The organism is Azospirillum sp. HJ39 (assembly GCF_041507355.1).
Lineage (GTDB): Bacteria > Pseudomonadota > Alphaproteobacteria > Azospirillales > Azospirillaceae > Azospirillum > Azospirillum thiophilum.
Window position 1 is genome coordinate 554,444 of record NZ_CP167905.1, and the last position, 25,144, is coordinate 579,587.

Genomic DNA, 25,144 nt, shown 5'->3' on the forward strand with positions numbered 1-25,144 from the left:
CAGCGGCCGGCACTCGCCGTCATCTCTCAAGGGGACGGTCCGAGTGCCGGGCGCCTGCCCGTCGAGCCCTCTTAGCCCCGACCGACCGCAGGAGGTGGTTGCGCCATGCGCACCGCACTGTCCATCCTTTACCGCACCGCCGAGATCCTGGGCGCGGTCCTGCTCGCCGCCATCGCCGTTCTGATCGTGACCCAGGTGGCGAGCCGCCTGTTCGACCGCATGGTGCCGGGAGCCGACGAGTTGGCCGGCTACTGCATGGCGGCGTCCTTCTTCATGATGCTGGGGCCGGCGCTGCGCCGCGGCGCGCATATCCGCGTCGGCGTGCTGGTGGAGCGGCTGCGCGGCGCCCCGCAGCGCGTCATGGAACTGCTCTGCCTGGGCTTCGCCACCGCGCTCAGCGGCTATTTCGCCTGGTACTGGGCGCGCATGACCTACGATTCCTATGATTTCGGCGACCTCAGCCAGGGCGTCCTGCCAATCCCGCTGTGGATGCCGCAGGCGCTGATGGCGGTCGGGCTGATCGTGCTGGTGATCGCCCTGGTCGACGACCTCGTGGCGGTGCTGCAGGGGCGCGAGGCCTCCTACCAGCATGCCGGCATGCAGAGCGAGGGCTGAGCGATGGACCAGACAACCGCATCCATCGTCGTCGTCGTGACCATGTTCCTGATGCTGGGCGCCGGCGTGTGGGTGGCCCTGGCGCTGGCCGGTGTCGGCTTCGTCGCCATGGCGCTGTTCACCACGCGGCCGGTCGGCATGGTGATGGCGACCAACATCTGGGGTGCCAGCACCTCCTGGACGCTGACGGCATTGCCGCTGTTCATCTGGATGGGCGAGATCCTGTTCCGCACCCGCATCTCGTCCGACATGTTCAAGGGGCTGGCGCCCTGGACCGGCTGGCTGCCCGGCCGGCTGATGCATGTGAACATCATCGGCTGCTCGATCTTCGCCGCGGTGTCCGGCTCGTCGGCCGCCACCGCCGCCACCATCGGCCGCATGACCATCCCGGAGCTGAACCGGCGCGGCTACGACCCGATGATGACCATCGGATCGCTGGCCGGCGCCGGCACGCTGGGGTTGCTGATCCCGCCCTCGATCATCATGATCGTCTACGGCGTGGCCGCCGACGTCTCCATCGCCCGGCTGTTCATCGCCGGCGTCATTCCCGGCATCGTGCTGACCGGCCTGTTCATGCTCTATGTCGGCGGCTGGTCGCTGCTGAATCCCGGCCGGGTGCCGCCACCCGAACCGTCCCAGAGCCTGGCCGAAAAGATCCGCGACACCGGGGCGCTGATCCCGGTGGTGCTGCTGATCGCCGCGGTGCTGGGCTCCATCTATGTCGGCATCGCCACCCCGACCGAGGCCGCCGGCATCGGCGTGCTGGGCTCGCTGGTGCTGGCGCTGGCGACGGGGACTCTGAACTGGGCGACCTTCCGCGACAGCCTGTTCGGTGCCGCCCATACCTCGTGCATGATCGGCTTCATCCTGGCGGGTGCCGCCTTCCTGACGGTGGCGATGGGCTACACCGGCATTCCGCGGCTGCTGGCGGAATGGATCACCTCGATGCAGCTGTCGGCCGCGGCGCTGCTGGTCGCGCTGACCGTCTTCTTCATCGTGATGGGCTGTTTCCTCGACGGCATCTCGATGGTGGTGCTGACCACATCGGTCATCCTGCCGATGGTGCAGCGGGCGGGGATCGACCTGCTGTGGTTCGGCATCTACATCATCATCGTGGTGGAGATGGCGCAGATCACGCCACCGGTCGGCTTCAACCTGTTCGTGCTGCAATCCATGACCGGCAAAAGCATCTTCACCATCGGCAAGGCCAGCCTGCCCTTCTTCGTGCTGATGATGGTGATGGTGGCGCTGCTGTGGATCTTCCCCGGCATGGTGTCCTGGCTGCCGTCGATGATGATCGGATAAGGGGAAGACCGTGGATGTCCGCTTCACCTCCGCCGGCGACACCGCCTTCAACGTCGAGTTCGGCGAGACCGTCGACCGGGCGACCAACGCCCGCGTCATGGCCCTGCACGCCAGGCTGAAGGCGGCGCCCCCGCCTGGGCTGGTGGAGACGGTGCCGACCTTCCGCTCGCTGCTGGTGGTCTACGACCCGCTCGCCAGCGGCCGGCGGGACATGCAGGCCGCGGTGGAAACGGCGCTGGCCGCCGCCACGGCCGCCATGGCACCGGGACGGCTGTGGCGCCTGCCGGTCTGCTACGCTCCCGACCTCGGCCCCGACCTCGTGGAGGTGGCCGACGCCCTCGGCCTGACGGCGGAGCGGGTTGCGGCTCTGCACGGCTCATCCGAGTATTTCGTCTATATGCTGGGCTTCATGCCCGGCTTCGGCTACATGGGCGACCTCGTGCCGGAACTGGAGCGTCCACGGCGGAGCGAGCCGAGGCTTCGGGTTCCTGCCGGTTCCGTCGCCATTGCCGGGCGGCTGACCACCGTCTATCCCTGGGAGAGCCCCGGCGGCTGGCACCTGATCGGCCGCTGCCCGGTGCTGCTCTACGATGCCGGCCGGCCGGACCCGATCCTGCTGGCGGCCGGCGACCGTGTGCGCTTCGACCCGGTGGACCGCGCCGGCTTCGACACCATTGCGGCGGCGGTGGATAGCGGCCAATTCGACCCCGGCCGCCTGAGGACCGCATGATGGCGGCCATTCCGACAGCTTTCCTGACGGTGGTCCGGCCCGGCCTGTTCGCGACCGTCCAGGATTTGGGCCGCTTCGGCTTCCAGGAACTGGGAATGCCGGTGGCCGGCGCGCTGGATCCGCTGGCGCTGCGGCTCGCCAATGCGCTGGTGGGAAACCCCGCCGGCAACAAGGATTGCACCGCCGGGCTGGAGATCGCCCTGCTCGGCCCAACCCTGCAGGTCGAGGCCATGTCCGTCCGCATCGCCGCCGTCGGCCCGCTGGCGATGGCCGTGGAGCGCGAAGGACAGGCATCGCGACCGCTGGAACCCCATCGCAGCCACACGCTGGTACAGGGCGACATCCTGCGGCTGGGGGCGGTCGACGGCGCGTCTGTCGCCTATCTGGCGGCTGCGGGCGGATTCGCGCTGGAACCGGTGATGGGCAGCCTGTCGACCTATGTGCGGGCGGGCATCGGCCCGCTCGGCGGCCGGCCGCTCGCCCAGAACGACCGGCTGCCGCTTGCCTGGGACGCTGCTCCCGGCGGGCCCGAAACCGGGCTGCCGCAATTGCCCGACTATGGCTCAGGGCCATTGCGCGTCGTCCTGGGACCGCAGGACGGCCGCTTCACCGAAGCGGCGCTGGCGACCTTCCTGTCCGCAGTCTACCGCGTCGGCAAGCAGGCCGACCGGATGGGCCTGCGGCTGGAGGGGCCGGCGCTGACGCATCGCGGGTCGGCCGACATCCCGTCGGACGGGCTGGTCACCGGCGCCATCCAGGTTCCGGGCAACGGTCAGCCGATCCTGCTGCTGAACGATCATCAGACCATCGGCGGCTATGCCAAGATCGCCACGGTGATCTCCGCCGACCTGCCCCGCGCCGGCAGGCTGCGCCCCGGCGACAGCCTGTCCTTCCAGGCGGTGACGGTGGAGGAGGCGGAGGCGATCCGCCGCCACCAGGAGCAGGCCATCGCCGGCTGGATCGGTGCCATCCGCCCGGTCCGCCCGGCCGGTGGCATCGACCTGGACGCGCTCTATGCCGAAAACCTGATCTCCGGCACCGTCGACATCGTGAATGGCGGCAGCGACCTCGAACTTTTGTAAGGTGTCGTTTGCGGCCTGCCCCCTCCCCAACCCTCCCCCGCCTTTGGCGGTGGAGGGGGCTGCCGCCGCTCCGCACAAGCCCCCTCTCCCGCGGAACGCGGGGGAGGGGCGGGGAGGGGGCACTAGGCTTGGACAAGGCATGGCTTAAAAAAACGGCATGTGCCTGCGGATGCCGCCTAAAGCAGCAGCAACAGCATCCCGGGATCAGCCACCCCAACAAGCAAAAACAATAATAACTATTTGAAATATATTCATAAGTTAGAAAACGGCATGCGCTTTGCTATCTAACCATCCGTAAAACGGCAACGCGGAACGGACGGTGCAGCCATGGTCGGAGCCTCGCCAAGCAGTCAGTCGGCCCAGCGCGGGCAGACCCTCCTCCTCGACGGGATCACCCAGCGCTATGGCAACACGCTGGCCGTGAACGACGTGACGCTCGACATCAAGGGCGGCGAACTGGTCGCCTTGCTCGGGCCGTCGGGCTGCGGGAAGACGACGCTGCTGCGGATCATCGCCGGCTTCATGGCCCAGACCAAGGGCAACGTCATCGTCGGCGGCGAGGCCATCGACGGGCTGCCGCCCAACCGACGCGCCGTCGGCATCGTCTTCCAGAACTACGCGCTGTTTCCGCACATGACGGTGGCCGAGAACGTCGCCTACGGGCTGGACGCCCGCGGCGTCGACCGCACCACCCAGCGCAGCGAGGCGCAGCGCATGCTGGATCTGGTGAAGCTCGGCCATCTCGGCGACCGCATGCCGCGCCAGCTGTCAGGCGGGCAGCAGCAGCGCGTGGCGCTGGCCCGCGCGCTGGCGGTCAACCCGTCGATCCTGCTGCTGGACGAACCCTTCGCCGCGCTGGACAAGAACCTGCGGCTGGACATGCAGATCGAGGTGAAGCGCATCCAGCGCCTGTCCGGCATCACCACCATCCTGGTCACCCACGACCAGGAGGAGGCGCTGTCGATGGCCGACCGCGTCGCGGTGCTGAGCCAGGGCCGGCTGGAGCAGTTCTCGCCGCCGACAGAGATCTACGACGCGCCCGACAGCCTGTTCGTCAACACCTTCGTCGGTTCCGCCAACCTGCTGGGCGGCGTGCTGGTCGAGGCCGGCCGCGACGGCGGCACGGTCCGGCTGGATGCCGGCGGCACCATCGAGACCCGCGCGCCCAAGGGCGACGTCCGTCCCGGCGGCCGCGTCACCGTGTGCCTGCGGCCGGAGCATCTGCGCGTCGATCCCGCGGCGGTCGGTGCCGACGCCCTGAACGGCGTGGTCGAGATGGGGCTGCCGCTGGGCGCCACGGTCGTCCATGAGGTGCGCATCGCCGACGGGTCCGCCGTGAAGGTGTCCGAGCCGCGCATCGACCGCGCCGCCCTGTTCGCCCCCGGCACGCCGGTGCGGCTCGCCCCGGTCGCCCCCCGCCTCGCCTCGGTCTTCGCCGCGGCCTGACCTCCCTTCACCTGCCCTTTCCTCCCCTCCGCCTTTCTCCTTCCCCACCCGACAGGAGTGATCGATGCTGCTGACCCGCCGCACGCTGATGCAGACGGCCCTGACGCTTGGCGCCATGCACGCCTTTCCCGGCCTGACCTGGGCGCAGGCCCGGCCGCTGGTCTTCGCGACCTTCACCGGCAGCTGGGAGGAGGCCCACAAGGCCGTGCTCGTCCCCGCCTTCCGCAAGGCGACCGGCAACGCCGACATGGTGCTCGACCCGATGCTGTCGGTCGACCAGATCGCCAAGGTGAACGCGGCGAAGAACAACCCGCCGATCGACGTCATGCTGCATGATCCGGGGCCCGCGCTGCAGGCCATCGCCCAGGATCTGGTCGAGCCCTATCCGGTGGAGAAGAGCGCCCACTACAAGGACCTGATCCCGGCGGCGCAGGTGCCGATGGGGCCGGCGCCCTTCTTCCAGGTGGTCGGCATCACCTACAACCCGGAAACGGTCAAGACGCCGCCGACCTCCTGGGCCGACCTGTGGAAGCCGGAATTCAAGGGCCGCGTCGGCATCACCAACCTGAACTCGACGCTCGGCACCGGCTTCATGGTCGAACTCGCCAAGATGCATGGCGGGTCGGAGACCAACATCGACCCGGCCTTCAAGGCGCTGGAGGCGCTGCGCCCCAGCCTCGCCGCCGTCGCCGCCAATCCGGGCCAGCTCGCCACCTTGTTCCAGCAGGGCCAGATCGACATTTCCCCCGGCAACTTCAACGCCATCCAGATCCTGAAGGCGCGCGGCGTCCCGGTCGAGTTCGTCATCCCGAAGGAAGGCGCCATCGCCTTCAAGACGACCATCCACATCGTCAAGAACTCCCCCAACAAGGAGCTGGCCTTCAAGCTGATCGAGGCAGCCCTGTCGCCGGAGGTCCAGGCCCAGTTGATGGACGAACCGTTCCTGATCGTTCCGACCAACACCAAGGTCGCGATCAAGGGCGAACTCGCCAAGACGCTGGCCAAGGACCATGCCGAGATCGCGAAGAAGTTCGTGTTCCAGGACTGGGCCAAGATCAACGAGCAGCGCAGCGCCTGGATCGAACGCTTCAACCGCGAAATCCGGGTGTGAGGCATTGGCTGCCCTCTCCCTGAGCGGGAGAGGGCATCTCAAGAGGAGACACCCCCATGGCCGCGACGCTGCGCAACGTCACCACCTACGACCTGAAACTGGCGGCGCCGCTGGCGGCGGGGTTCGCCGTCTTCTTCGTCACGCCGCTGGTCATCCTGCTGGCGCTGAGCTTCCAGACCGATCCGCAGGGCGGGAGCTTCGGGCTGACGCAATATGTCAATTTCCTCGGCGACCGCTTCAGCCTCGGCGTGCTGGGATCCACCTTGTGGCTCGGGGTAAAGGTCACGGCGCTGACCCTGCTGCTGGGCTATCCGGTGGCATGGCTGCACCAGCGCTCCCCCGGCTGGGCCAAGGGCGTCATCATGCTGCTGGTGCTGCTGCCGCTGCTGACCAGCGTGGTGGTGCGGACCTTCGCCTGGGTGGTCATCCTCGGGCGGCAGGGCATCGTCAACGCCTCGCTGCTCGGGCTCGGGCTGATCGACACGCCGCTGAAGCTGCTCTACACCGAAGGCGGCGTGGTGGTGGCGCTGGCCCAGGTGCAGATGCCGCTGATGGTGCTGCCGCTGATCACCGCGCTCGGCCGCATCGACCCCAACCTTGCCGACGCCTCCTCGGTGCTGGGGGCGGGGCATTGGCGGACCTTCCGCAAGGTGATCCTGCCGCTGTCGCTGCCCGGCATCATCGCCGGCTGCCTGCTGACCTACGCCGCCGCCATCACCGCCTTCATCACGCAGAGCCTGATCGGCGGCGGGCAGATGCTGTTCATGCCGATGTACATCTACCAGCAGGCATCGACGCTGCAGAACTGGCCGTTCGCCGCCGCGATCTCCGTCATCTTCCTGGTCGCGGTGCTGGTGGTGGTGTCGATCTTCAACGTGCTGGGCCGCCTGTCGCGCGGCTACACCAACGCCTGACCCCGGGGAGGCAGCCATGGCAAACCGCCGCATCGACCTCGACGCGCTCAGCTTCCGAATCGTCATGACCGGGGTCGCGCTGCTGGCGCTGGCGCTGCTGGCGGCCCCGACCGTCGTGGTGATCTGGGTATCCTTCACCAGCGGCTATTCGCTGAAATTCCCGCCGCCCGGCTATTCGCTGCGCTGGTATGTCGAGCTGTGGAATGCCTGGCAGCTCCAGTTCGCGCTGATGAACAGCCTGAAGGTGGCGGCCTGGGCGACCGCGCTGTCGGTCCTGCTGGGCGTCGCCGCCTCGCTCGGCATCGCGCGGTCGGCCAGCCTGACGGCGCGGGTTCTGGACAGCCTGTTCCTGTCGCCGCTGGTGCTGCCGGCGCTGGCCTTCGGGCTGTCGTCGCTGATGTTCTTCTCGCTGATCGGCGTTCCGGTGTCGCCGCTGACGCTGATCATCGGCCACACCGTGGTGTCGGTGCCCTTCGTGGTGCGCAACACCGTCGCCTCGCTGGCGCAGATGAATCCGACCCTGCTGGAGGCCTCGGCCAGCCTGGGCGCCACCCGCCTGTTCACCTTCCGCCGCATCACCCTGCCGCTGATCCGCCCCGGCATCATGGCCGGCGGCTTCATCGCCTTCATGGCGTCCTTCGACAACGTCCCGGTGTCGCTGTTCCTGCGGGATGCCGCGACCGACATGCTGCCGATCCGCATGTGGCAGGACCTGGAAGGCAAGCTGGACGTGACGGTCGCCGCGCTGTCGGGCGTGCTGATCGTCGCCACCATCGCGCTGATGCTGGTGATGGAACGGGCCGCCGGCCTGTCCAAGCGGTTGACCTGACCCCGCCTACACTCCCAGAAAGAGAGAAACGCCGAAGGGCGTGAACTTGAACGGAAGATGCAGATGGCGGTCCAGGTCGGTCACGACGAAACGGAAGGGCATGATGTCGAGGAAGCGGGCCTGCTCCTCCGGATAGCCTGCCGCGCGCAGCCAGTCCCCGACATGGAACAGCACCTCGTGCGGGCCGGCGGCGATGCCCTCGCCGCGCACCGTGGGATGGTCGAGCTGACCGTTGGCGCCGAGCCGTCCCGCCGCCAGCAGCCGGCGGTCCGGCGTCAGCGCGTACAGCTCGACCCGCAGCCCCTCGGCGGCGACGCCGCGTGCCACGTCCACGCCGTGAATCGAAATGCCGCCCGCCATGCCGCCGCCTCCATCCTGGGATGGCCGCGATGGTAGCCGAGACGGCGGCGGCAACGCCAGCCCCCAACCAGCTGCCGCCGCTGCTGCCGGCACTGGCCGGAATGACCGGCCTGCAGGCGCTGGTGGCGCTCGGCCTTTTCGCGCCGGGCGTATTGGCTCCCCGCATGGGGATCGACCCGGCGGGGCTCGGCCTGTTCACCACCACCGGTTTCGCGGTCGGGATGGCGGCATCGCTGTACGGCGGGGTGCTGGCCGGACGGTTGGGCGCCTTCCGCGTTGCCAGCTTCTGCGCGCTGGCGGTCGCCGCCGCCATGCTGTGCGCGATGATGGGCAGCGGCGGCGCGGCGCTGCTGGCAGCCGGGATCGCAATCGGGCTGGCCTGCGGGCCGGAGACGCCGGCCAGCGCCACAATTCTCGGCCGGCTGGCGCGTCCCGCAGACCGGCCGATGGTATTCTCGGTCCGGCAGACCGGCAACCAGATCGGCGCGATGGCCGGATCGCTGGCCCTGCCGACCCTGGCCGCCCTGATCGATCCGCGCGCCGGCTATGCCGTCATCGCCGCGCTGGCCCTGGCCGGCGTATTGCTGTTCGAGCGGCTGCACCCGGTCTACGACCCGCTGACCCGCTCCGCCGGCACCGCCTTCGGGCTGGGGGCGGCCTGGCGGCTCCTGCGCGGCGACCCGGCGCTCCGGCGGCTGGCGCTGGCTGTTTTCCCCTATTCGGCGAGCCAGCTGACGCTGAACGGCTTCTTCGTCGTCTACGCCGTCACCGATCTGGGGATGGAACATGTCGCCGCCGGCATCGCGCTGGCAGCCGGACAGGCCGGCGGGCTGGTCGGGCGGCTCGGCTGGGGCGTGGTCGCCTCGCGCTGGGTGGCGACGCGCCGGCTGGTCGCCCTGCTGGGATTCGGCATGGCCGCGGCCTCGGCGCTGCTTGGGCTGGCCGGCGCCTCCCTGCCCTTCCCCGCCCTGACGGCGGTGACCTTTCTGTTCGGGCTGACCGCAAGCGGCTGGAACGGCATTTTCCTGGCGGAGGTGGCGCGGCTGGCGCCCGTCGGCCGCATCGGCGAAGCGACCGGTGCGGTGATGGTCGGCGGCTTCGCCGGACTGATCGCCGGCCCCATCCTGCTGGTCGCCATCGCCGCGGTCAGCAACCTCGCAACCGGCTATGTCGTCGTCGGCCTGCTGGCGGCGCTGGCCGGCCTCAGCCTTCTCGGAGACAAGCGATGACCACACCCCCGCGCGCCGTCACGCTGGCCGGGGCCGTGCGCGGAGGCCGGTCCAGCGCCCGCGCCGAGACCGAAGCGGCGCTTGCCCGCATCGCCGTCGGCAACCCGGCCCTGAACGCCTTCATCGCCGTCCATTCCGACGAGGCGCTGGCCGATGCCGATGCCGTGGATCGCCGGATCGCCGCCGGGGAGCATCTGCCGCTGGCCGGCGTGCCGGTGGCAATCAAGGACACCATCTGGGTCGCCGGCCGGCGCGTCACCCAGGGATCGCGCCTGTTCGCCGATTTCCATGCCCCCGCCGACGCCATCGCGGTGGAGCGGCTGCGCCATGCCGGCGCCGTCGTCGTCGGCATGGCCAACACGTCGGAATTCGCCTGCAAGGGCGTCACCACCAACCCGCTGTTCGGCCCGACCCGGCACCCGATGGACCCGGCCCTGACCCCCGGCGGCTCCAGCGGCGGTCCGGCGGCGGCGGTGGCCGGCGGGCTGGTGCCGCTGGCGCTCGGCACCGATGCCGGCGGGTCGAGCCGCCGTCCGCCCGCCCATGTCGGCGCGGTCGGCTTCAAGCCGAGCTTCGGCGCCATCCCCTACGGTCCCGGCTTCGCAGAGCCCTTCACCGGCATCGCGGTGATGGCCCCCATCGCCGCCGACGTCGCCGATGCCGCCCTGATGTTCGAGGCGCTGGCCGGTCCCGACCCGCGCGACCCGGATTCCGCCATGGTCGCCCCGCCTGAGGATCGCCCCGCCGCTTCGCTGACCGTCGCCCACAGCCCGCGCTTCGGCCTGGACGCCCCGGTCGACGATGACGTGCGCGAGGCGGTCGACAGCGCGGTCGAGGCCCTGGCCCGCGCGGGTGTCCGCATCGTCCGGCGCGATCCGGTCTGGCCGGCCGGCGTCACCGAAACCGCGCTGATGCCCCTGCAGCATGCCGGCCTCGCCGTGCTCTATGGCGACGCCTTCCGCCACGATCCGACCCTGTTCGATCCAGACATCGCCGCGCAGATCGAGCGCGGCCTGTCCTTGTCGGGGGCGGAGGTCGCTGCGGCGCAGTTGCTCGGCACCGAGGTCGCCCGCGCGCTGGCCGCCACCTTCGACGGCATCGACCTGATCGTCGGCCCCACCACCCCCTGCGTCGCCTGGCCGCTCGACCGGCTGGGGCCGGAGACCATCGGCGGGCGGCCGGTGCCGCCACGGGCGCACGCGGTCTTCACCCCGCTGATCAACCACGCCAAGGCCCCGGCGCTCAGCCTGCCCTGCGGCACCGGGCGCGACCGGCTGCCGGTGGGTTTGCAGATCGTGGCCCCCCGCGGCATGGACCGGCGGGTTTTGCGCTTCGCCGCCTTCGCCGAGGAAACGCTCGCCGCAGGCGGGCAAGGATCCCATCCATGATCGTCGACGACGATGTTCCCGAAACTGGCATGGCCGAAACCGGCACTCCGGAGGCCGTATCGCCCCGCCGCCGCCGCGCGGTGCCGCCGCCGCCGCTGGCCGACATGGCGGTCGACCGGTTGCGCGACATGATCATCTACGGCGAGCTCGCCCCGTCCGCCCGGCTGATCGAGCCGGAGCTGAGCGAGAGGTTCGGCATCTCCCGCACGCCGCTGCGCGAGGCGCTGAAGCTGCTGGCCGCCGATGGGCTGGTGATGCTCCGCCCCAACCGCAACGCCATCGTCGCCCCGCTGAACGCCGCCGAACTGACGCATCTGTTCGAGGCCGAGGGCTGCATCGAGAGCTTCGCCGCCCGGCTCGCCGCCGAGCGGATGACGGCCGCCGACCTGCGCCGGCTGCGCGGTTTCCAGGACAGGATCGAGGCGCTGGAAGGGGCCGGCGCGCTGGAGGAGTATTTCGCGATCAACCAGAAGATCCATCGGCTGATCGTCTCCAGCGCCAAGAACCCGGCGCTGGTCGAGGCGCATGACCGGCTGCTCGGCCGGCTGGCGAGGGCACGCTATTTCGCGCTGGGCGCCCAGGGCCGCTGGAAGGAATCGGTGCTGGAGCACCGCGAGATCCTGGCCGCACTGGATGCCCGCGACGGCGGCAGAGCGGAACATCTGTTCGTCCATCATGTCGGCCGCACCGGCGAGGTGGTCGCCGCCGCCTGCGCCTCGCCCCGCGCGCAAAAGGCGGGATGACCGCAACCGGGCGGGCATTGACGAAATGCCGCAGCCGGCGCCGTTGACCGCCGGCAGGGAGCGCAACTACCATACCAGCAACTGGAATGGTAGTATGCAACGCCACGAACGGTACCGAAGCGGCACCGCTCCCGACGATGGCCGGACTGCTCCAGGAAACAGTTCTGAAGCGCGTGACCGCCGCCTGCCGCCGCATGGGCTCCCGAGACCGGGGCCCGCGCATCCGCAGGAGGTCGGCCCGAAGACGATGCAGGATCGGCGCCGGCGCGCAACGCCGGTGCGATGACCGGCGGCGGTGACACGCGTCCTGGCTGGAGACGCCAAATCATGAGCGAACAGATCATTGCCGGCGCGGCCCCTGGGGCTGCGACGGACGAGCCGGCACGGACAGCCGGCGGAATCGGCAAGGCTGCGGTCACGGTGAGCAAGGCCATCGGCCGCTACCGCTGGACCATCTGCGCCCTGCTCTTCTTCTCGACCACCATCAACTACATGGACCGGCAGGTTCTGGGCCTGCTGAAATCCACGCTGATGGGCGACATGGGCTGGACGGAGTCGGACTATGGCGACATCGTCGCCGCCTTCTCGCTGGCCTATGCCTTCGGCTACATCGGCTGCGGCCGCCTGATGGACAAGGTCGGCATCCGCATCGGCCTGCCGGCCGCGGTCGCCGGCTGGAGCTTCTTCGCCTGCATCCATGCCTTCATGGGCAGCGTCTTCGGCTTCAAGGTCGCCCGCGCCGGCCTCGGCCTGACCGAGGGCGGCAATTTCCCGGCCTCGATCAAGGCGGTGTCGGAATGGTTCCCGGCCAAGGAACGGGCGCTCGCCACCGGCATCTTCAACGCAGGTTCCAACGTCGGCGCGGTCGTGGCGCCGATCCTGGTGCCGATCCTGCTGGTCGCCTATGGCTGGCAGGCCGCCTTCCTGGTCACCGGCGGCATCGGCTTCTTCTGGGTCATCGCCTGGCTGCTGATCTACCGCAAGCCGGAAGAGCATCCGAAGCTGACGGCCGAGGAACTGGCCTATATCCGCAGCGATCCGGTGCTGCCGCAGGAGAACATTCCCTGGATCAAGCTGCTGACCTACCGCGGCACCTGGGCGAACATCGTCGGCACCTGCTTCTCGGCTCCGGTGTGGTGGTTCTACCTGAACTGGGTCCCGGGCTTCCTGAACAAGCAGTATGGCGTGAACCTGTTCGGTGCGATGCTGCCGCTGATCATCATCTACACCATGGCCGATTTCGGCAGCGTCGGCGGCGGCTGGTTCTCCTCGCACCTGATCAAGCGCGGCGTTAAGCCGCTCCGCGCCCGCAAGCTGACCTTCCTGGTCTGCGGCCTGTGCGTGCTGCCGGTGTTCTTCGCCTCCACGGTTTCCAGCATGTGGGTCGCCGTCCTGCTGATCGGCATCGCCGCCTCCGCCCACCAGGGCTATTCGGCCAACGTCTACACCATCGTCTCCGACACCATGCCGCGCAACGCGGTGGGGTCCGTGGTCGGCATCGGCGGCTTCTGCGCCTACTTCGTCGGCATGTTCGTGTCGATGGGCGTCGGCCGCCTGCTGGATGCGACCGACGGCAACTATCAGGTGCTGTTCGCCATCGCCTCCGTGCTCTACCTCGTCGGGCTGGCGATCATGCACTTCATCCTGCCGAAGACCGGGTCGGGCATGACCCCGGCCGGGATCGAGGTCTGAGACGACGCGACACCCTGCCCAACGCCTGAAACCGCCCCAAGGCTCCGGGGCACCCCGCCCCGGAGCCCTGTTCCGACGACCATCGAATCCCCGAATGACGGAACACCGGCCTCCCCCGCAAAGTGGGAAGACCGCAGCGACCGCCGCGAACCGGAGCCCATCATGCCCGACGCGAACACCGCCCTGCTGGCGAACCGCCTTTCCCGCACCACCCTCGACGCCCTGCCTCCGGCGATCGAACGCCCCGCCTACGACCGCGCCGCGGTGACCCCGGGGATCGTCCATATCGGCCTCGGCGCCTTCTGCCGCGCCCATCTCGCCACCTACACCGACGACGTGCTGGCGACCGGCGAAACCGGCTGGGGCATCGTCGGCGTCGATCCGCTGTCGCCGGCGATCCGCGACGCGCTGAAGCCGCAGGACGGGCTCTACACCCTGCTGGTGCGGGAGGAGGGCCGCGACAGCCTGCGCGTCGTCGGCTCCTTCCTCGACGCCATGGCCACCGCCGACCAGTTGGACGAGGCGCTGGCCCTGATGGCCACGCCGGAGATCCGCATCGTCACCCTGACGGTGACCGAGAAGGGCTATTGCCAGGACGCCGCCACCGGCTCGCTGGACGAGATGCATCCGCTGATCCGCGCCGACCTCGCCGCCCCCGACGCACCGCGCAGCGTGCCCGGCCTGCTGGCCGAGGCGATCCGCCGCCGCCGCGCTGCCGGGGTGGCGCCCTTCACCGTGCTGGTCTGCGACAACCTCGCCCAGAACGGCATCAAGGTGCGCGGCATCGTCATCCGCTATGCCGAGCTGCGCGATCCGGACCTCGCCGCCTATATCGCCGAGCATGTCTCCTTCCCCTGCACCATGGTCGACCGCATCACGCCCGCCACGCAGGACGCCGACCGCGCCACGGTGGACGCGGCGCTGGGCTGCAGCGACGCCTGGCCGGTGGTCAGCGAGCCCTTCAAGCAATGGGTCATCGAGGACCGCTTCCCGCTCGGCCGCCCGGCCTGGGAAAAGGCCGGCGCCATCCTGGTCGATGACGTCCACCCGTTCGAGCTGATGAAGCTGCGCTGCCTGAACGGCGCCCATTCGCTGCTGGCCTACCTGTCGGTGATCGCCGGCATCGAGACCATCGCCGACGCCATGGCCGACCCGCATCTGCCCGCCGTCATGCGCCGGCTGTGGGCAGAGGACCTGATCCCCACCCTGCCACCGGTGCCGGGCACCGACATTCCCGCCTACACCGCGGCGCTGGAGGCGCGCTTCCGCAATCCCGGCATCCGGCATCGCACCATCCAGATCTCGTCCGACGGTTCGCAGAAGCTGCCGCCGCGCCTGCTGGAGCCGGCCCGCGAGCTGTTCGCCGCCGGCAGGACGCCCGCGGTCATCCCGCTGGCGGTCGCCGCCTGGATGCGCTTCCTGCTGGAGGTGGACGAGGCGGGCAATGCCTACACGGTCGCCGACCCGTTGGCCGGCGCGCTGACCGGCATCGCCCGCGCCCACCGCGACGATCCCGCCGCCCTGGCCGACGCCCTGTTCGCCATCGGCGACGTCTTCGCTCCGGAACTGGCCGCCGAGGCCGGGTTCCGCACCGCCGTCGTCGCATGGCTCGAAAGCCTGATGACCGCCGGGGTCCGCCCGACGCTCGAGGCCTTTCTCGCCACCCCTTGAATCCACCTCCCAAATCCGTAGCGGGTCCGCTCCCCGCAGCAATTTCCGATTTTGAAAGGACCATGATCATGCAAGAGACCTGGCGCTGGTTCGGCCCCGACGATCCCGTCACCCTGGAGAAGGCCCGTCAGGCCGGTGCCACCGGCATCGTCACCGCGCTGCATCACATGAACCAGGGCAGCGTCTGGACCCCTGAGGAAATCCAGAAGCGCCGCGCCATGATCGAGGCCGCCGGCCTGACCTGGGCGGTGGTGGAAAGCATCGGCGTCGGCGAGGAGATCAAGACCCGCACCGGCGACTACCGGACCAAGATCGACAATTACAAGCAATCGATCCGCAACGTCGCCCGCGCCGGCATCCCGGTGATCTGCTACAACTTCATGGTCATCACCGACTGGAGCCGCACCAACCTGATGCACCGGCTGCCGAACGGCGGCTATGCCCTGCGCTACGACAGCGTCGACTTCGCCGCCTACGACCTGTTCGTGCTGCAGCGCAAGAACGCCGAGGCCAGCTACGACCCGGCCCATGTCGCCGCCGCCAGGACACGCTTCGAGGCGATGACGGTCGACCAGATCGCCGAGCTGGAACGCAACCTGATCGACTGGCTGCCGGCCCGCGACTTCGCCTATGACCGCAACAGCTTCCGCGGGATGCTGGAGCTCTACCAGGAGATCGGCGTCGAGGATCTGCGGGCCAACCTGATCGAGTTCCTGCGCGAGATCGCGCCGGTGGCGGAGGAGGAGGGGGTGCGGCTGTGCATCCACCCCGACGACCCGTCCTTCCCGATCTTCGGCCTGCCGCGCGTGATGTCCACCGCCGAGGATGTGCGGGCGCTGTTCGATGCGGTGCCGCAGGAGGCCTGCGGGCTGACCCTGTGCACCGGCTCCTTCGGCTCCAACCCGAAGAACGATCTGGTGGCGATGGCCAAGGAGTTCGCGCCGCGCATCCATTTCGTCCATCTGCGCAACACCACGCACGAGCCGGACGGTTCCTTCTACGAGGCCGACCATCTGGGCGGCGACACCGACCTGATCGGCGTGGCCGCCGCCATGATCGCCGAGGAGGAGCGCCGCAAGGCGGCCGGCCGCGCCGATGCCCAGATCCCGATGCGGCCCGACCACGGCCATCTGCTGGGCGACGACATCGGCCAGACGATGAACCCCGGCTATTCCTTCGTCGGCCGGCTGAAGGGGCTGGCCGAACTGCGCGGCGTGATGCGGACCATCGAGGCGTTCCGTGCCGGGCGGCTGGCCGCGGAATAGGACGGGTCGCGCAATACCGGCGGGCTTCGATGGCCGGCGCGGGGGAGGAACCCTCTCCCCACGCCGGCCATCGGTTCTTCAGCGCAAATCCATCAGCGGAAATACAGCGCCATCCGCCGGCCGTCGATCTCTTGGATGTCCGCCTCCACGCCGTAGACATCGCGGATGACGTCGGGGGTGACGATTTCCTCCGGCGGCCCTTCGTAGGCGATGCGGCCACCACGCATCGCCACGATGCGGTCCGAATAGCAGGACGCGAAGTTGATGTCGTGCAGCACCAGGATCACGGTCTTGCGGAACTCGTCGGCGGTGCGGCGGAACAGCTTCATCATCGCCACCGCATGCTTGATGTCCAAGTTGTTCAGCGGCTCGTCCAGCAGGATGTATTCGGTGTCCTGGCACAGCACCATGGCGATGAAGGCCCGCTGGCGCTGGCCACCCGACAGCTCGTCGAGAAAGCGGTGGGCGACCGCCTCCAGTTCCAGGTAACGGGTCACCCGCTCGATGTGGCCGCGGTCCTCCACCGTCAGGCGCCCCTTGCTGTGGGGATAGCGGCCGAAGGCGATCAGATCCCGCACGGTCAGGCGAGCCGTCATCTGATTGTCCTGTCGCAGGATCGACAGGCGGCGCGCCAGCACGTCGCCGGGCGTCGTCGTAACGTCCATCCCCTCCACAGTCACGGTGCCGGCGGACATCGGCAGCAACCTGCTGATGATCGACAGCAGCGTCGATTTCCCGGCGCCGTTCGGCCCGATCAGCGAGATCACGCCGCCGGCCGGCAGGCTGATCGACACGTCGTCGACGACCAGGGTATCGCCATAGGATTTGCCGATGTTCCGGACCTCGATCATCGGGCCGCTCTCCGCACGAGGATGACCAGGAAGACGATGCCTCCCAGGAATTCGATGACGATGCCGAGGGCTCCGTTGAAGCCCAGCAGCCGTTCCAGCACCAGCTGGCCAGCCATCAGCGTCAGAACGGCGACCAGCGCCGCGACCGGCAGGATCAGCCGGTGGCGATGCGTGTCGGCCAGCAGATAGGCCAGGTTGGCGACCAGCAGCCCGAAGAAGGTCACCGGCCCGACCAGCGCGGTGGAAACCGCGACCAGCACCGACACCAGCACCAGGACGCGCGTGACCTCCCGCCGGTGGTCGACGCCCAGGTTGATCGCGGTCTCCCGGCCCAGCGCCAGCACGTCCAGCACCCGCAAGTTTCGCCAGACCTCCACCGACACCGCCAGGACCGCCAGCGCCGATACCGCCAGCAATTGGCCGTCCACCCGGTTGAAGCTGGCGAACAGCCGGTCCTGCACCACCAGGAACTCGTTGGGATCGATCACCCTCTGCAGGAAGCCGGCAAGGCTGCGGAACAGCACGCCGAAGACGATTCCGGCCAGCATCAGCAGGTGCAGACCGCGCAGGCTGCCGGAAAACAGCCAGCGATAGAGCAGCCAGGAGAAGGCGACCATCGCCCCCACCTCGATCCCGAAGCGCAGCCGCGGATCGAAGGCGGCGACGGTGGCGGCACCGAGCTGGAAGACCATCGCCGTCTGGATCAGCCGGTAGAGGAAATCGAACCCCATGATCGACGGGGTCAGGATCCGGTTGTTGGCGATGGTCTGGAACAGGACGGTCGAGACGGCGATGGCATAGCCGACCAGCATCATCGCCGCGACCTTGGTCCCGCGGAAGGCCAGGATGAAGCCCCAGCTGCCGCGCGCGCCCAGCGTGAGGAACAGGAGAATGGCCGCGACCGTCAGCCCGCCGAGGCCGGCGAGCAGGATGGCCGGCGGAATCGCAGGGCGATCAAGCGGCCGGCGATCAACCGGCATGGGCGTTCTTTCGCAAAAGAAGATAGAGGAAGATCGCGCTGCCGACGATGCCCATGGTCGTGCCGATGGGGATTTCGTAGGGGCTGATCACCAGCCGGCCGGCGATGTCGCAGGCCAGCACCAGCCCGGCACCCGCCAGCGCCACCCAGGGCAGCGACCGGCGCATGTTGTCACCCAGCGTCAGGCTGACAAGGTTGGGCACGATCAGGCCGAGAAAGGGGATCATGCCGCAGGTGGCGATCACCGCGGCGGTGACCAGCGACACGATGACCAGCCCGAGCGAAACGACGCGCCGGTGGTCGAGGCCGAGGTTCGTGGTGAAATCCTCCCCCAACCGGGCGACGGTGAAGCGGTCGGCCGCGGCGTAGGCGACCGCGGTCAACACGGCGCCGATCCACAGCAGCTCGTACCGCCCGCGCATCACGCCGGAAAAGTCCCCGGTTTCCCAGGCGCGCACCGACTGCATCAGGTCGAAACGGTAGGCGACGAACTCGGTCGACGCGGTGATGACCGCCCCCAGCATGATGCCGACCAGCGGCACGACCAGCGGCGAGCGCAACGGCATCTGCCGCAGGATGCCCAGGAACAGCGCGGTGCCGGCCAGCGCACAGGCGCCAGCCGCCAGCATCCGGCCGAAGATCGGTGTTTCCGGTGCCAGCAGCGTCACCATCAGCATGCCGAACACCGCCGATTCCGCGGTGCCCGCGGTGGAGGGCTCGACGAATTTGTTGCGGGCCAGCATCTGCAGGATCAGGCCGGACACCGCCATCCCCGCTCCGGCCAGGACAAGAGCCAATGTGCGCGGGATGCGGCTGATCAGCAGGATCTGCGCCGCCTCGTCCGACGCACGGCCGAACAGGGTGCCGATGGATACGTCGCCGACACCGACGAACAGACTGGCCGCCGCCAGCAGGATGACGGCAACGGCAGCGGCAACAGGGGCGGCTGCCGGGGCTGGTCCCCTCATGCCGGCGTTCCGCCGCCGCCAGCGAAGCTTCCGACAGAGGACAGGAGGGAGGCCATCGTCACGCCTTCCCCGTCAGTGCCGCCTTGATGCCGTCGACATCCTTCTGCAGCGCGCTCAGTCCTCCCCCGATCAGATACCAGTTCGCCGCGTCAAGATAGGCGACCTGTCCCTTCCGCCAGGCCGTGGTCCGGCGCACGATGTCGTTGTCCAGCAGTTGGCGGGCCGACTGGCCCTCGCGCCCGATGGCGGAATCCCGGTCGATCACGAACAGCCAGTCCGGGTCGGTCCGCAGGATGAACTCGAAATTGATCGCCTGCCCGTGATTGGCGGTGTCCAGCCCGTCCACTGCCGGCACGATGCCGTATTCGGTGTGGAGCACCCCGAAGCGCGACCCCGGTCCATAGGCGCTGAGCTTGCCGCCGGTGGCCAGCACCAACAGGCCCCTGCCCGCCCCGACGCCGATCGTCCGCAGGTCCGCGATCGACGCGCGCAGCCTGTCGGCGCGGGCCTTCACCTCGGCATCCTTGCCGAAGATCCGGCCGAGCGTGCCGGCATTGTCCAGCGCGCTGTCGATGAAACGCTCGGTCTTCACGGTCATGTCGATGGTCGGCGCGATGGCCGACAGCTCGGCATATTTGGGGGCGGACCGCCCGCCGACGATGATCAGGTCGGGTTCCGCCGCGTTCACCGCCTCGTAGTCCGGCTCGAACAGCGTGCCGATCCGGGCATAGTCCGGGCCGTCATATCTGGCGAGATGGGAAGGCTTCAGCCCGGTCGGCGCACCCGCAACCGGCACGCCCAGCACGTCCAGCGTATCGAGGGAGGCCATGTCGAAACACAGCACCTTGCCCACCGCCTTCGCCAGCCTGGTCTCGCCCCGGGCATGCCGCACGGTGCCGGGGGCGGCCGTCGTCTGGGCAGCTGCCGGCCGGGGCATCGCGAGGGGGGGCAGGCCGGCAAAGCCGATCGCCAAGCCCGCCGTCAACAGGTCTCTCCGGCGTGTCACGATGGTCATAACAACTCCCAAGCATGTCCAGGATGTCGGCGGAGGGGCGGGCGGCGAAGGATGCCGCGGACGTCGAGGCGCCGGCCGCCCGGGCCGGAAAAGGGGGATCGGCTGCCCCCCGGGGCCGGTCCGGGGCACATGCTAACGCTACTCATTCTCACTTGCAAAAACTTTGGATATGTCCAAAGCGATGCCCCGGCATGACCGTCATGCCCGATGCTCGCAGCGCCGAAAGGGTCGGTGTTGCCGCGAAGAACGGCCTTTCCGGAACCTTCTTTTGTACGGGATCGCCCTGCCGGGCCCTGCCGGTCTGGACCCATGTCGAACGGTACGGGAAATGCGAGGGGAACCGACCGAATGACCGATAATCTGCTTCCATCCTGGATGCTGTGGGTGCTGCCTCCTGCTGTTGGTCGGCATCGTCATCGCCTCGGGCCAATTCCTGTCGCCGCCCAAGGTTTCCGGCAAGGCCTGGCCGTTCCTTATCCTGTCCGGGCTGGTCAACGGTGCGTCCTGACAGTGCTATTTCCGCCCGCTGAAGCTCGGCCCAGCCTCGCAGGTGGCCCCCGTCGACAAGTTCAGCGTGGTGTCGATCGCCCTGTTCGGCGTCGTCTTCCTGGGTGAGAGGCTGTCGGGAGCGAATTGGCTGGGCGTTGCCCAGATCGCGGCCGGCGTGATCCTGCTCGCCTTCAAATGAAATCCACACCGAACCGGCCGGGATCTTGCACCGCAACGCGAATGCATATCATTATCGGAGATCAGTACAATGGCCGCGCCGCATCCGCGGAAAGCAACTGCAAGACCCTGGGGCACCCGATGGGCACCATGAACGATCTTCCATCCGTGCCCTGGCCGGACACGCTCGCATCCCACCGGCGAAGCGATCAATTGAAGCGCGGTCGCATGATCGTCGCCTTCGATGCCCTGCTGTCGAAGCGCAACGTCACCCTGGCGGCCCGGCAGCTGGACATGCAGACGTCGGCGCTCAGCCGCCTGCTCGGCCAGATGCGGGAGGCGTTCGGCGACCCGCTGTTCGTCCGCTCGGGCCGTGGCCTCGTCCCCACCCCCTTCGCCGAGGCGCTGCGACCGAAGGTGCAGGCACTGGCGGCGGCGATCGACGGCCTGTTCGTACCGATGGTGGCCGGCCCGGCCGCTGAGTCGCCCTTCGATCCCGGCTGGAACAAGCCCGGCGGTACCCCGGCTCCGCCTCTCGCCACCCGCCCGGCCAACCTGCTGGAGGGGCAGCCGACCCCGGATGAGGTGATCGCTAATCTGGAACGGCTCGGCCAGAGCGCTTCCCCCCATGACCGCCTGGCCCGCCATGTCGGCACGCTCGGGATCGCCGGCGGCGGGCATGGCCGCCCGCTGACCGGCGGTGAAGCCGAAGAGGCGATGGGCATCGTCCTGGCCGGCGATGCCGACCCGATCCAGATCGGCGCCCTGTTCGGCATGATGCGCGTGCGCGGAGCGACCGCGCCGGAACTTGCCGGCTTCGTACGGGCGATGCAGGCGCATGTCGCCGGCCGGCTGGGCCGACCGATCCACGCCGATGTGGATTGGCCCTGCTTCACCTCGCCCAACTACCACAACCCGCCCTGGTTCTTTCACGCCGCGAAGTTGGTGGCACAGGCCGGGCATCGCGTCCTGCTGCACGGCAACACCGGCAGCGGCGCTGCTGCCGGACGCTATGAGGTGGTTGCCTCCGCGCTGGGAATCCCGGTCTGCCCAACCGCGGACGACATTGCCGCCGCCCTGGACGGCGAGCGGATCGCCTATGTCCCGCTGACCGCGCTCGCCCCGCAGATCCACCGGCTGATCGCCCTGCACCGGCTGACCCAGTTTCGCACCGCCGCGCTGGAAGCCGTCCATCTGCTGAAGCCCGGCGGCGGACGGACCAGCCTGCTGGGTGTGGCAAAGCCGTCTTATCGGGACCTGCACCGCGATACCGCCCGGCTCCTGGGCTGGAAGGAGATGGCGGTGCTGGGCAGCGTTCGCGACGTCGCCCAATACGCGCCCTTCCGGCCTGCCACCATCCATCGGTTGATCGACGGCGAGCCGGTCGACCTCGCCCTGCCCGCCCTCATCGGGGAACCGCCCGCCACCCCGCGCCCACGCGGCTCCAGCCTGGACTACTGGCAAGGGGTGTGGAGCGGAGCCATGCGCGATGCCCGTGCCGAACGGATCATCGTCGGCACCACCGCTTTCGCATTGTTCGCCCTGCCGGACACCGCCCGTATGGGCATCGGCGAGGCCATGGCCAGGGCCGAGGAACTGTGGAAAGCCCGCCGGTCCTGCTGACAGCTCAAATCTGCAAGTAATTCTTATTATCATAGTGGCGCTTCGGCAACAGTGACCGGGCACCAAAAGGGATTCTCAGCCGGCGCGCGACTGAACCGCGACTCAAATCCAGCGGCAAATCTTTGATATAAAATAAAAATTCAAACATCGAAGGTCCGGCGCCAGAAAACTCCGACAAGAACATCCACACGCCATTGGTGCGCGAAGCTGCCGATTGGGCGCAATCGATATCCATCGGATTTTACAATTTAGAATAATTCTGAATCTCAGTCATTGTCCGAGGGGCCTATCCCGTTGGTAGAAGCGCTGACAGCGACAGACACACGCCCTTGGCGCATTTCGGGAGAACTTGATGCGACAGACCACCTCCACCCAAGGACTGCGCCCCCTTCTGGCCGGTGCGGCCGCCACCGCCAGCCTGGCCATGACCTTCGCTCTTCCGTCAACGGCGGATGCCCAGGCGGCCGGCACGGGAACCGGCGCTCCGGGAACCGGCCCCACGCCGCAGCGCTCCTCCGGCGATGCCCTTCAGCTCGATTCCATCGAGGTCAATGCCGCCGCGCCCGGGACGGGCAACGTCAACAGCGCACCGACCGGCGTGTCCCGACTGCCCGACACGGTCAAGGACACGCCGCGCGTCGTGAACGTCGTCCCGCAGGAGATCATCGAACAGCAGCGCGCCACCTCGCTGGAACAGACGCTGCGCAATGTGCCCGGCATCACCATCTCGACCGGCGAGGGCAACGGCGGCCAGAACGGCGACCAGTTCCGCATCCGCGGCCTGACGGCACGGGGCGACATCTACACCGATGGCCTCAAGGACTTCGGCGTCTATACCCACGACGTCTTCAACACCGAGACGGTTCAGGTCTTCAAGGGCCCGTCCGGCAACGGGTTCGGCGTCGGCAATTCCGGCGGCGTCATCAACCAGGGTACCAAGAAGGCATCCTTGCAACCGAAGGTGCAGATCGACCAGTCGGTCGGCAGCGGCCCGACCTATCGCACGACGGTGGACGTCAATCAGCCGCTCGGCGACACCGCAGCGCTGCGGGTGAACGGCCTCTACCACAGCCAGAACGTCGCCGACCGCGACGAGGTCGAGTCCGACCGCCGCGGCATCGCCGCCGACCTCGGCCTGGGGCTGGGCACATCGACCACCTGGCACCTCAACTACGCCTTCCTGAAAGGCGAGAAGACGCCCGACATGGGTCAGCCGATGGTGCAGGGGCGTGACGGCATCTTCCGGCCGGCCGGCGAATTCGGCCTGGACCGCTCCACCTCCTACGTCCGCCACCTCGACCGCGACGACACCGCCAATCATATCCTCACCTCGACCTTCTCGCACGAGGTGAACAAGTCGCTGTCGATCTACAACGACTCCCGCTTCAGCCATTACCAGCGCAACTTTGCATCCACCACCCCGGCGGCGGTCAGCGGTGCCAGCGCGACCCAGTTCCTGGCCGGCCGCAACCCTGCGCTGGCCTACGGCGCAGGCGGCGGCCTGGCGTTCAAGCAGCAGGGCTGGGGCGTGCAGAACGTCACCGGCGCCAAGGCCGACGGCACGCTGTTCGGGCTGCGCCACGCGTTGAACGGCGGCCTGGACGTCAGCCACCAGCGCGACAAGCGCGAAAACGGCACCTGGGTCAACCGCACCAACAGCCAGACCGTACGGTCGCCCTCCCACAGCTATGCCGCCAACACCGCCATCATCTTTCCTGAAAGCGGCGGGCGCGAGGCCAGCGTCACCAACACCGGCCTGTTCGTGACCGACCGCGTGTGGCTGTTCGACCAACTGTCGGTCCAGGGCGGCCTGCGCTGGGATTACTTCCGCACCAGCTTCGGGTCGGCAAGCCCGACGGTCGCGGGCGGCACCGGAACCGAACGGACCTGGAGCCCCTCGGTCAGCCTGATCTACGAGCCGACCAAGGACTCGTCGGTCTACGCCTCCTTCTCGCGCTCCTACAAGCCGATCGGCACGGATATCGCCGCGGCGCTGACCAACGGCACGGCCGAGACGCCGAACAGCGCCCGCAACTTCGATCCGGAACAGACCGACTTGTACGAGATCGGCGGCAAGGCCGATTTCCTGAACGGCCGGCTGGGCGTCAGTGCAGCGATCTTCCAGGCCGAGAAGTCCAACACCTATTCGATCGATCCGACCACAGGCACCATCACCGACGGCTTCTCCGAAGCCGGTCTCGGCATCCGCGTCCGCGGCTTCGAAGCCAGCATCAGCGGCAAGGTGACCGAGCGCTGGAACATCTATACCAACTACGCCTATCTCGACGGCAAGGTGACCGAGTCCCGCACCAACCCGGCCGTCGTCGGCAAGGTCGCCGCCAACGTGCCCAAGCATAACGCCAGCCTGTGGACGACCTACGGGTTCGAGGCCGGCATCCCCGGGAAGTTCACGGTCGGCGGCGGCGTGCAATATGCGTCGGAATATTGGGCGGACAGCTCCAACACCGCCCGCATGCCCGACAGCTTCTCGGCCGACGCGATGGTGTCCTACGAGTTCAGCAACGTCTCGGTGGCCCTGAACGGCTACAACCTGACCGACCATCGCAACTACACCTCGGCGTTCAACGCCAGCCGTGCCGTGCCCGCGTCGGGTCGGACGGTCATGCTGACGACGGGACTGACGTTCTGAGCACGCTGATCG

The 25,144-nt window shown here is 68.6% G+C and carries 23 protein-coding genes; 17 read left to right on the forward strand and 6 right to left on the reverse strand.

All coding sequences use genetic code 11. The features are described 5' to 3' along the window. The first annotated feature begins 105 nt into the window (after window positions 1-105). The 8 genes from ABMY26_RS03135 (at window position 106) to ABMY26_RS03170 (ending at window position 8,032) form a co-directional block, all read left to right on the forward strand. Window positions 106-615, forward strand: coding sequence for a TRAP transporter small permease (locus ABMY26_RS03135; protein WP_372395010.1), 510 nt, complete (start codon window positions 106-108; stop codon window positions 613-615). Window positions 616-618: 3 nt separating this feature from the next. After that, entirely contained in the window at window positions 619-1,920 is a 1,302-nt protein-coding gene (locus ABMY26_RS03140; RefSeq protein ID WP_372395011.1) for a TRAP transporter large permease, read from the forward strand. A gap of 10 nt (window positions 1,921-1,930) precedes the next feature. Continuing rightward, window positions 1,931-2,650: a 5-oxoprolinase subunit PxpB gene (gene pxpB / locus ABMY26_RS03145; protein WP_372395012.1), complete on the forward strand. Its 720-nt coding sequence runs from the start codon at window positions 1,931-1,933 to the stop codon at window positions 2,648-2,650. Next, window positions 2,647-3,732: a biotin-dependent carboxyltransferase family protein gene (locus ABMY26_RS03150; RefSeq protein ID WP_372395013.1), complete on the forward strand. Its 1,086-nt coding sequence runs from the start codon at window positions 2,647-2,649 to the stop codon at window positions 3,730-3,732. Before pxpB ends, ABMY26_RS03150 begins: the two co-directional genes overlap by 4 nt. A gap of 327 nt (window positions 3,733-4,059) precedes the next feature. Next, a complete protein-coding gene (locus ABMY26_RS03155; protein ID WP_372395014.1) occupies window positions 4,060-5,178 on the forward strand; it encodes an ABC transporter ATP-binding protein in 1,119 nt (372 codons plus the stop codon). Between the two features lie 64 nt (window positions 5,179-5,242). Further along, a complete protein-coding gene (locus ABMY26_RS03160; RefSeq protein ID WP_372395015.1) occupies window positions 5,243-6,289 on the forward strand; it encodes an ABC transporter substrate-binding protein in 1,047 nt (348 codons plus the stop codon). Window positions 6,290-6,345: 56 nt separating this feature from the next. Next, window positions 6,346-7,203, forward strand: coding sequence for an ABC transporter permease (locus tag ABMY26_RS03165; protein ID WP_372395016.1), 858 nt, complete (start codon window positions 6,346-6,348; stop codon window positions 7,201-7,203). 16 nt (window positions 7,204-7,219) lie between these two features. After that, on the forward strand, window positions 7,220-8,032 hold the full coding sequence (locus ABMY26_RS03170) for an ABC transporter permease (protein ID WP_372395017.1): 813 nt from the start codon (window positions 7,220-7,222) through the stop codon (window positions 8,030-8,032). Between the two features lie 6 nt (window positions 8,033-8,038). On the opposite strand, the gene ABMY26_RS03175 is transcribed toward ABMY26_RS03170, so the two are convergent. Next, a complete protein-coding gene (locus ABMY26_RS03175; protein ID WP_372395018.1) occupies window positions 8,039-8,392 on the reverse strand; it encodes a hydroxyisourate hydrolase in 354 nt (117 codons plus the stop codon). A 29-nt stretch (window positions 8,393-8,421) separates the two neighbouring features. On the opposite strand from ABMY26_RS03175, the gene ABMY26_RS03180 reads away from it, so the two are divergent. From ABMY26_RS03180 to uxuA, 6 genes are all read left to right on the forward strand, one after another. Then, window positions 8,422-9,621 carry an MFS transporter gene (locus tag ABMY26_RS03180; RefSeq protein WP_372395019.1) on the forward strand — a complete coding sequence of 400 codons (1,200 nt, stop codon included), beginning with the start codon at window positions 8,422-8,424 and terminating at the stop codon, window positions 9,619-9,621. Beyond that, window positions 9,618-11,009, forward strand: coding sequence for an amidase (locus ABMY26_RS03185; protein ID WP_372395020.1), 1,392 nt, complete (start codon window positions 9,618-9,620; stop codon window positions 11,007-11,009). The genes ABMY26_RS03180 and ABMY26_RS03185 overlap by 4 nt, the downstream gene beginning before the upstream one ends. Continuing rightward, complete coding sequence (locus ABMY26_RS03190; RefSeq protein WP_372395021.1) at window positions 11,006-11,752, forward strand: GntR family transcriptional regulator; 747 nt, start codon at window positions 11,006-11,008, stop codon at window positions 11,750-11,752. Before ABMY26_RS03185 ends, ABMY26_RS03190 begins: the two co-directional genes overlap by 4 nt. 327 nt (window positions 11,753-12,079) lie before the next feature. Beyond that, window positions 12,080-13,444 carry an MFS transporter gene (locus tag ABMY26_RS03195; protein WP_082109013.1) on the forward strand — a complete coding sequence of 455 codons (1,365 nt, stop codon included), beginning with the start codon at window positions 12,080-12,082 and terminating at the stop codon, window positions 13,442-13,444. A gap of 162 nt (window positions 13,445-13,606) precedes the next feature. Next, complete coding sequence (locus ABMY26_RS03200; RefSeq protein WP_372395022.1) at window positions 13,607-15,115, forward strand: mannitol dehydrogenase family protein; 1,509 nt, start codon at window positions 13,607-13,609, stop codon at window positions 15,113-15,115. A gap of 68 nt (window positions 15,116-15,183) precedes the next feature. Next, entirely contained in the window at window positions 15,184-16,380 is a 1,197-nt protein-coding gene (gene uxuA, locus ABMY26_RS03205) for a mannonate dehydratase (protein ID WP_372395023.1), read from the forward strand. Between the two features lie 92 nt (window positions 16,381-16,472). Here the strand turns inward: uxuA and ABMY26_RS03210 are convergent, their stop codons facing one another. From ABMY26_RS03210 to ABMY26_RS03225, 4 genes are read right to left on the reverse strand one after another with little or no spacing between them, the layout of a single operon-like run. Beyond that, window positions 16,473-17,231, reverse strand: coding sequence for an ABC transporter ATP-binding protein (locus ABMY26_RS03210; protein WP_372395024.1), 759 nt, complete (start codon window positions 17,229-17,231; stop codon window positions 16,473-16,475). After that, window positions 17,228-18,211, reverse strand: coding sequence for an iron chelate uptake ABC transporter family permease subunit (locus ABMY26_RS03215; RefSeq protein WP_372395025.1), 984 nt, complete (start codon window positions 18,209-18,211; stop codon window positions 17,228-17,230). Before ABMY26_RS03215 ends, ABMY26_RS03210 begins: the two co-directional genes overlap by 4 nt. Next, window positions 18,201-19,178: an ABC transporter permease gene (locus ABMY26_RS03220; protein WP_372395026.1), complete on the reverse strand. Its 978-nt coding sequence runs from the start codon at window positions 19,176-19,178 to the stop codon at window positions 18,201-18,203. The genes ABMY26_RS03215 and ABMY26_RS03220 overlap by 11 nt, the downstream gene beginning before the upstream one ends. Before the next feature lie 58 nt (window positions 19,179-19,236). After that, entirely contained in the window at window positions 19,237-20,193 is a 957-nt protein-coding gene (locus tag ABMY26_RS03225) for a siderophore ABC transporter substrate-binding protein (protein WP_372395027.1), read from the reverse strand. Window positions 20,194-20,743: 550 nt separating this feature from the next. Between ABMY26_RS03225 and ABMY26_RS03230 the strand changes: the two genes are divergently transcribed. Then, window positions 20,744-20,881, forward strand: a complete 138-nt coding sequence (locus ABMY26_RS03230; RefSeq protein WP_372395028.1) for a hypothetical protein — start codon at window positions 20,744-20,746, stop codon at window positions 20,879-20,881. A 206-nt stretch (window positions 20,882-21,087) separates the two neighbouring features. Continuing rightward, entirely contained in the window at window positions 21,088-22,482 is a 1,395-nt protein-coding gene (locus ABMY26_RS03235) for a glycosyl transferase family protein (RefSeq protein ID WP_372395029.1), read from the forward strand. Between the two features lie 4 nt (window positions 22,483-22,486). On the opposite strand, the gene ABMY26_RS03240 is transcribed toward ABMY26_RS03235, so the two are convergent. Beyond that, entirely contained in the window at window positions 22,487-22,717 is a 231-nt protein-coding gene (locus ABMY26_RS03240) for a hypothetical protein (protein ID WP_372395030.1), read from the reverse strand. 117 nt (window positions 22,718-22,834) lie between these two features. Between ABMY26_RS03240 and ABMY26_RS03245 the strand changes: the two genes are divergently transcribed. Beyond that, window positions 22,835-25,132: a TonB-dependent receptor gene (locus ABMY26_RS03245; RefSeq protein ID WP_372395031.1), complete on the forward strand. Its 2,298-nt coding sequence runs from the start codon at window positions 22,835-22,837 to the stop codon at window positions 25,130-25,132. Window positions 25,133-25,144: the final 12 nt, after the last annotated feature.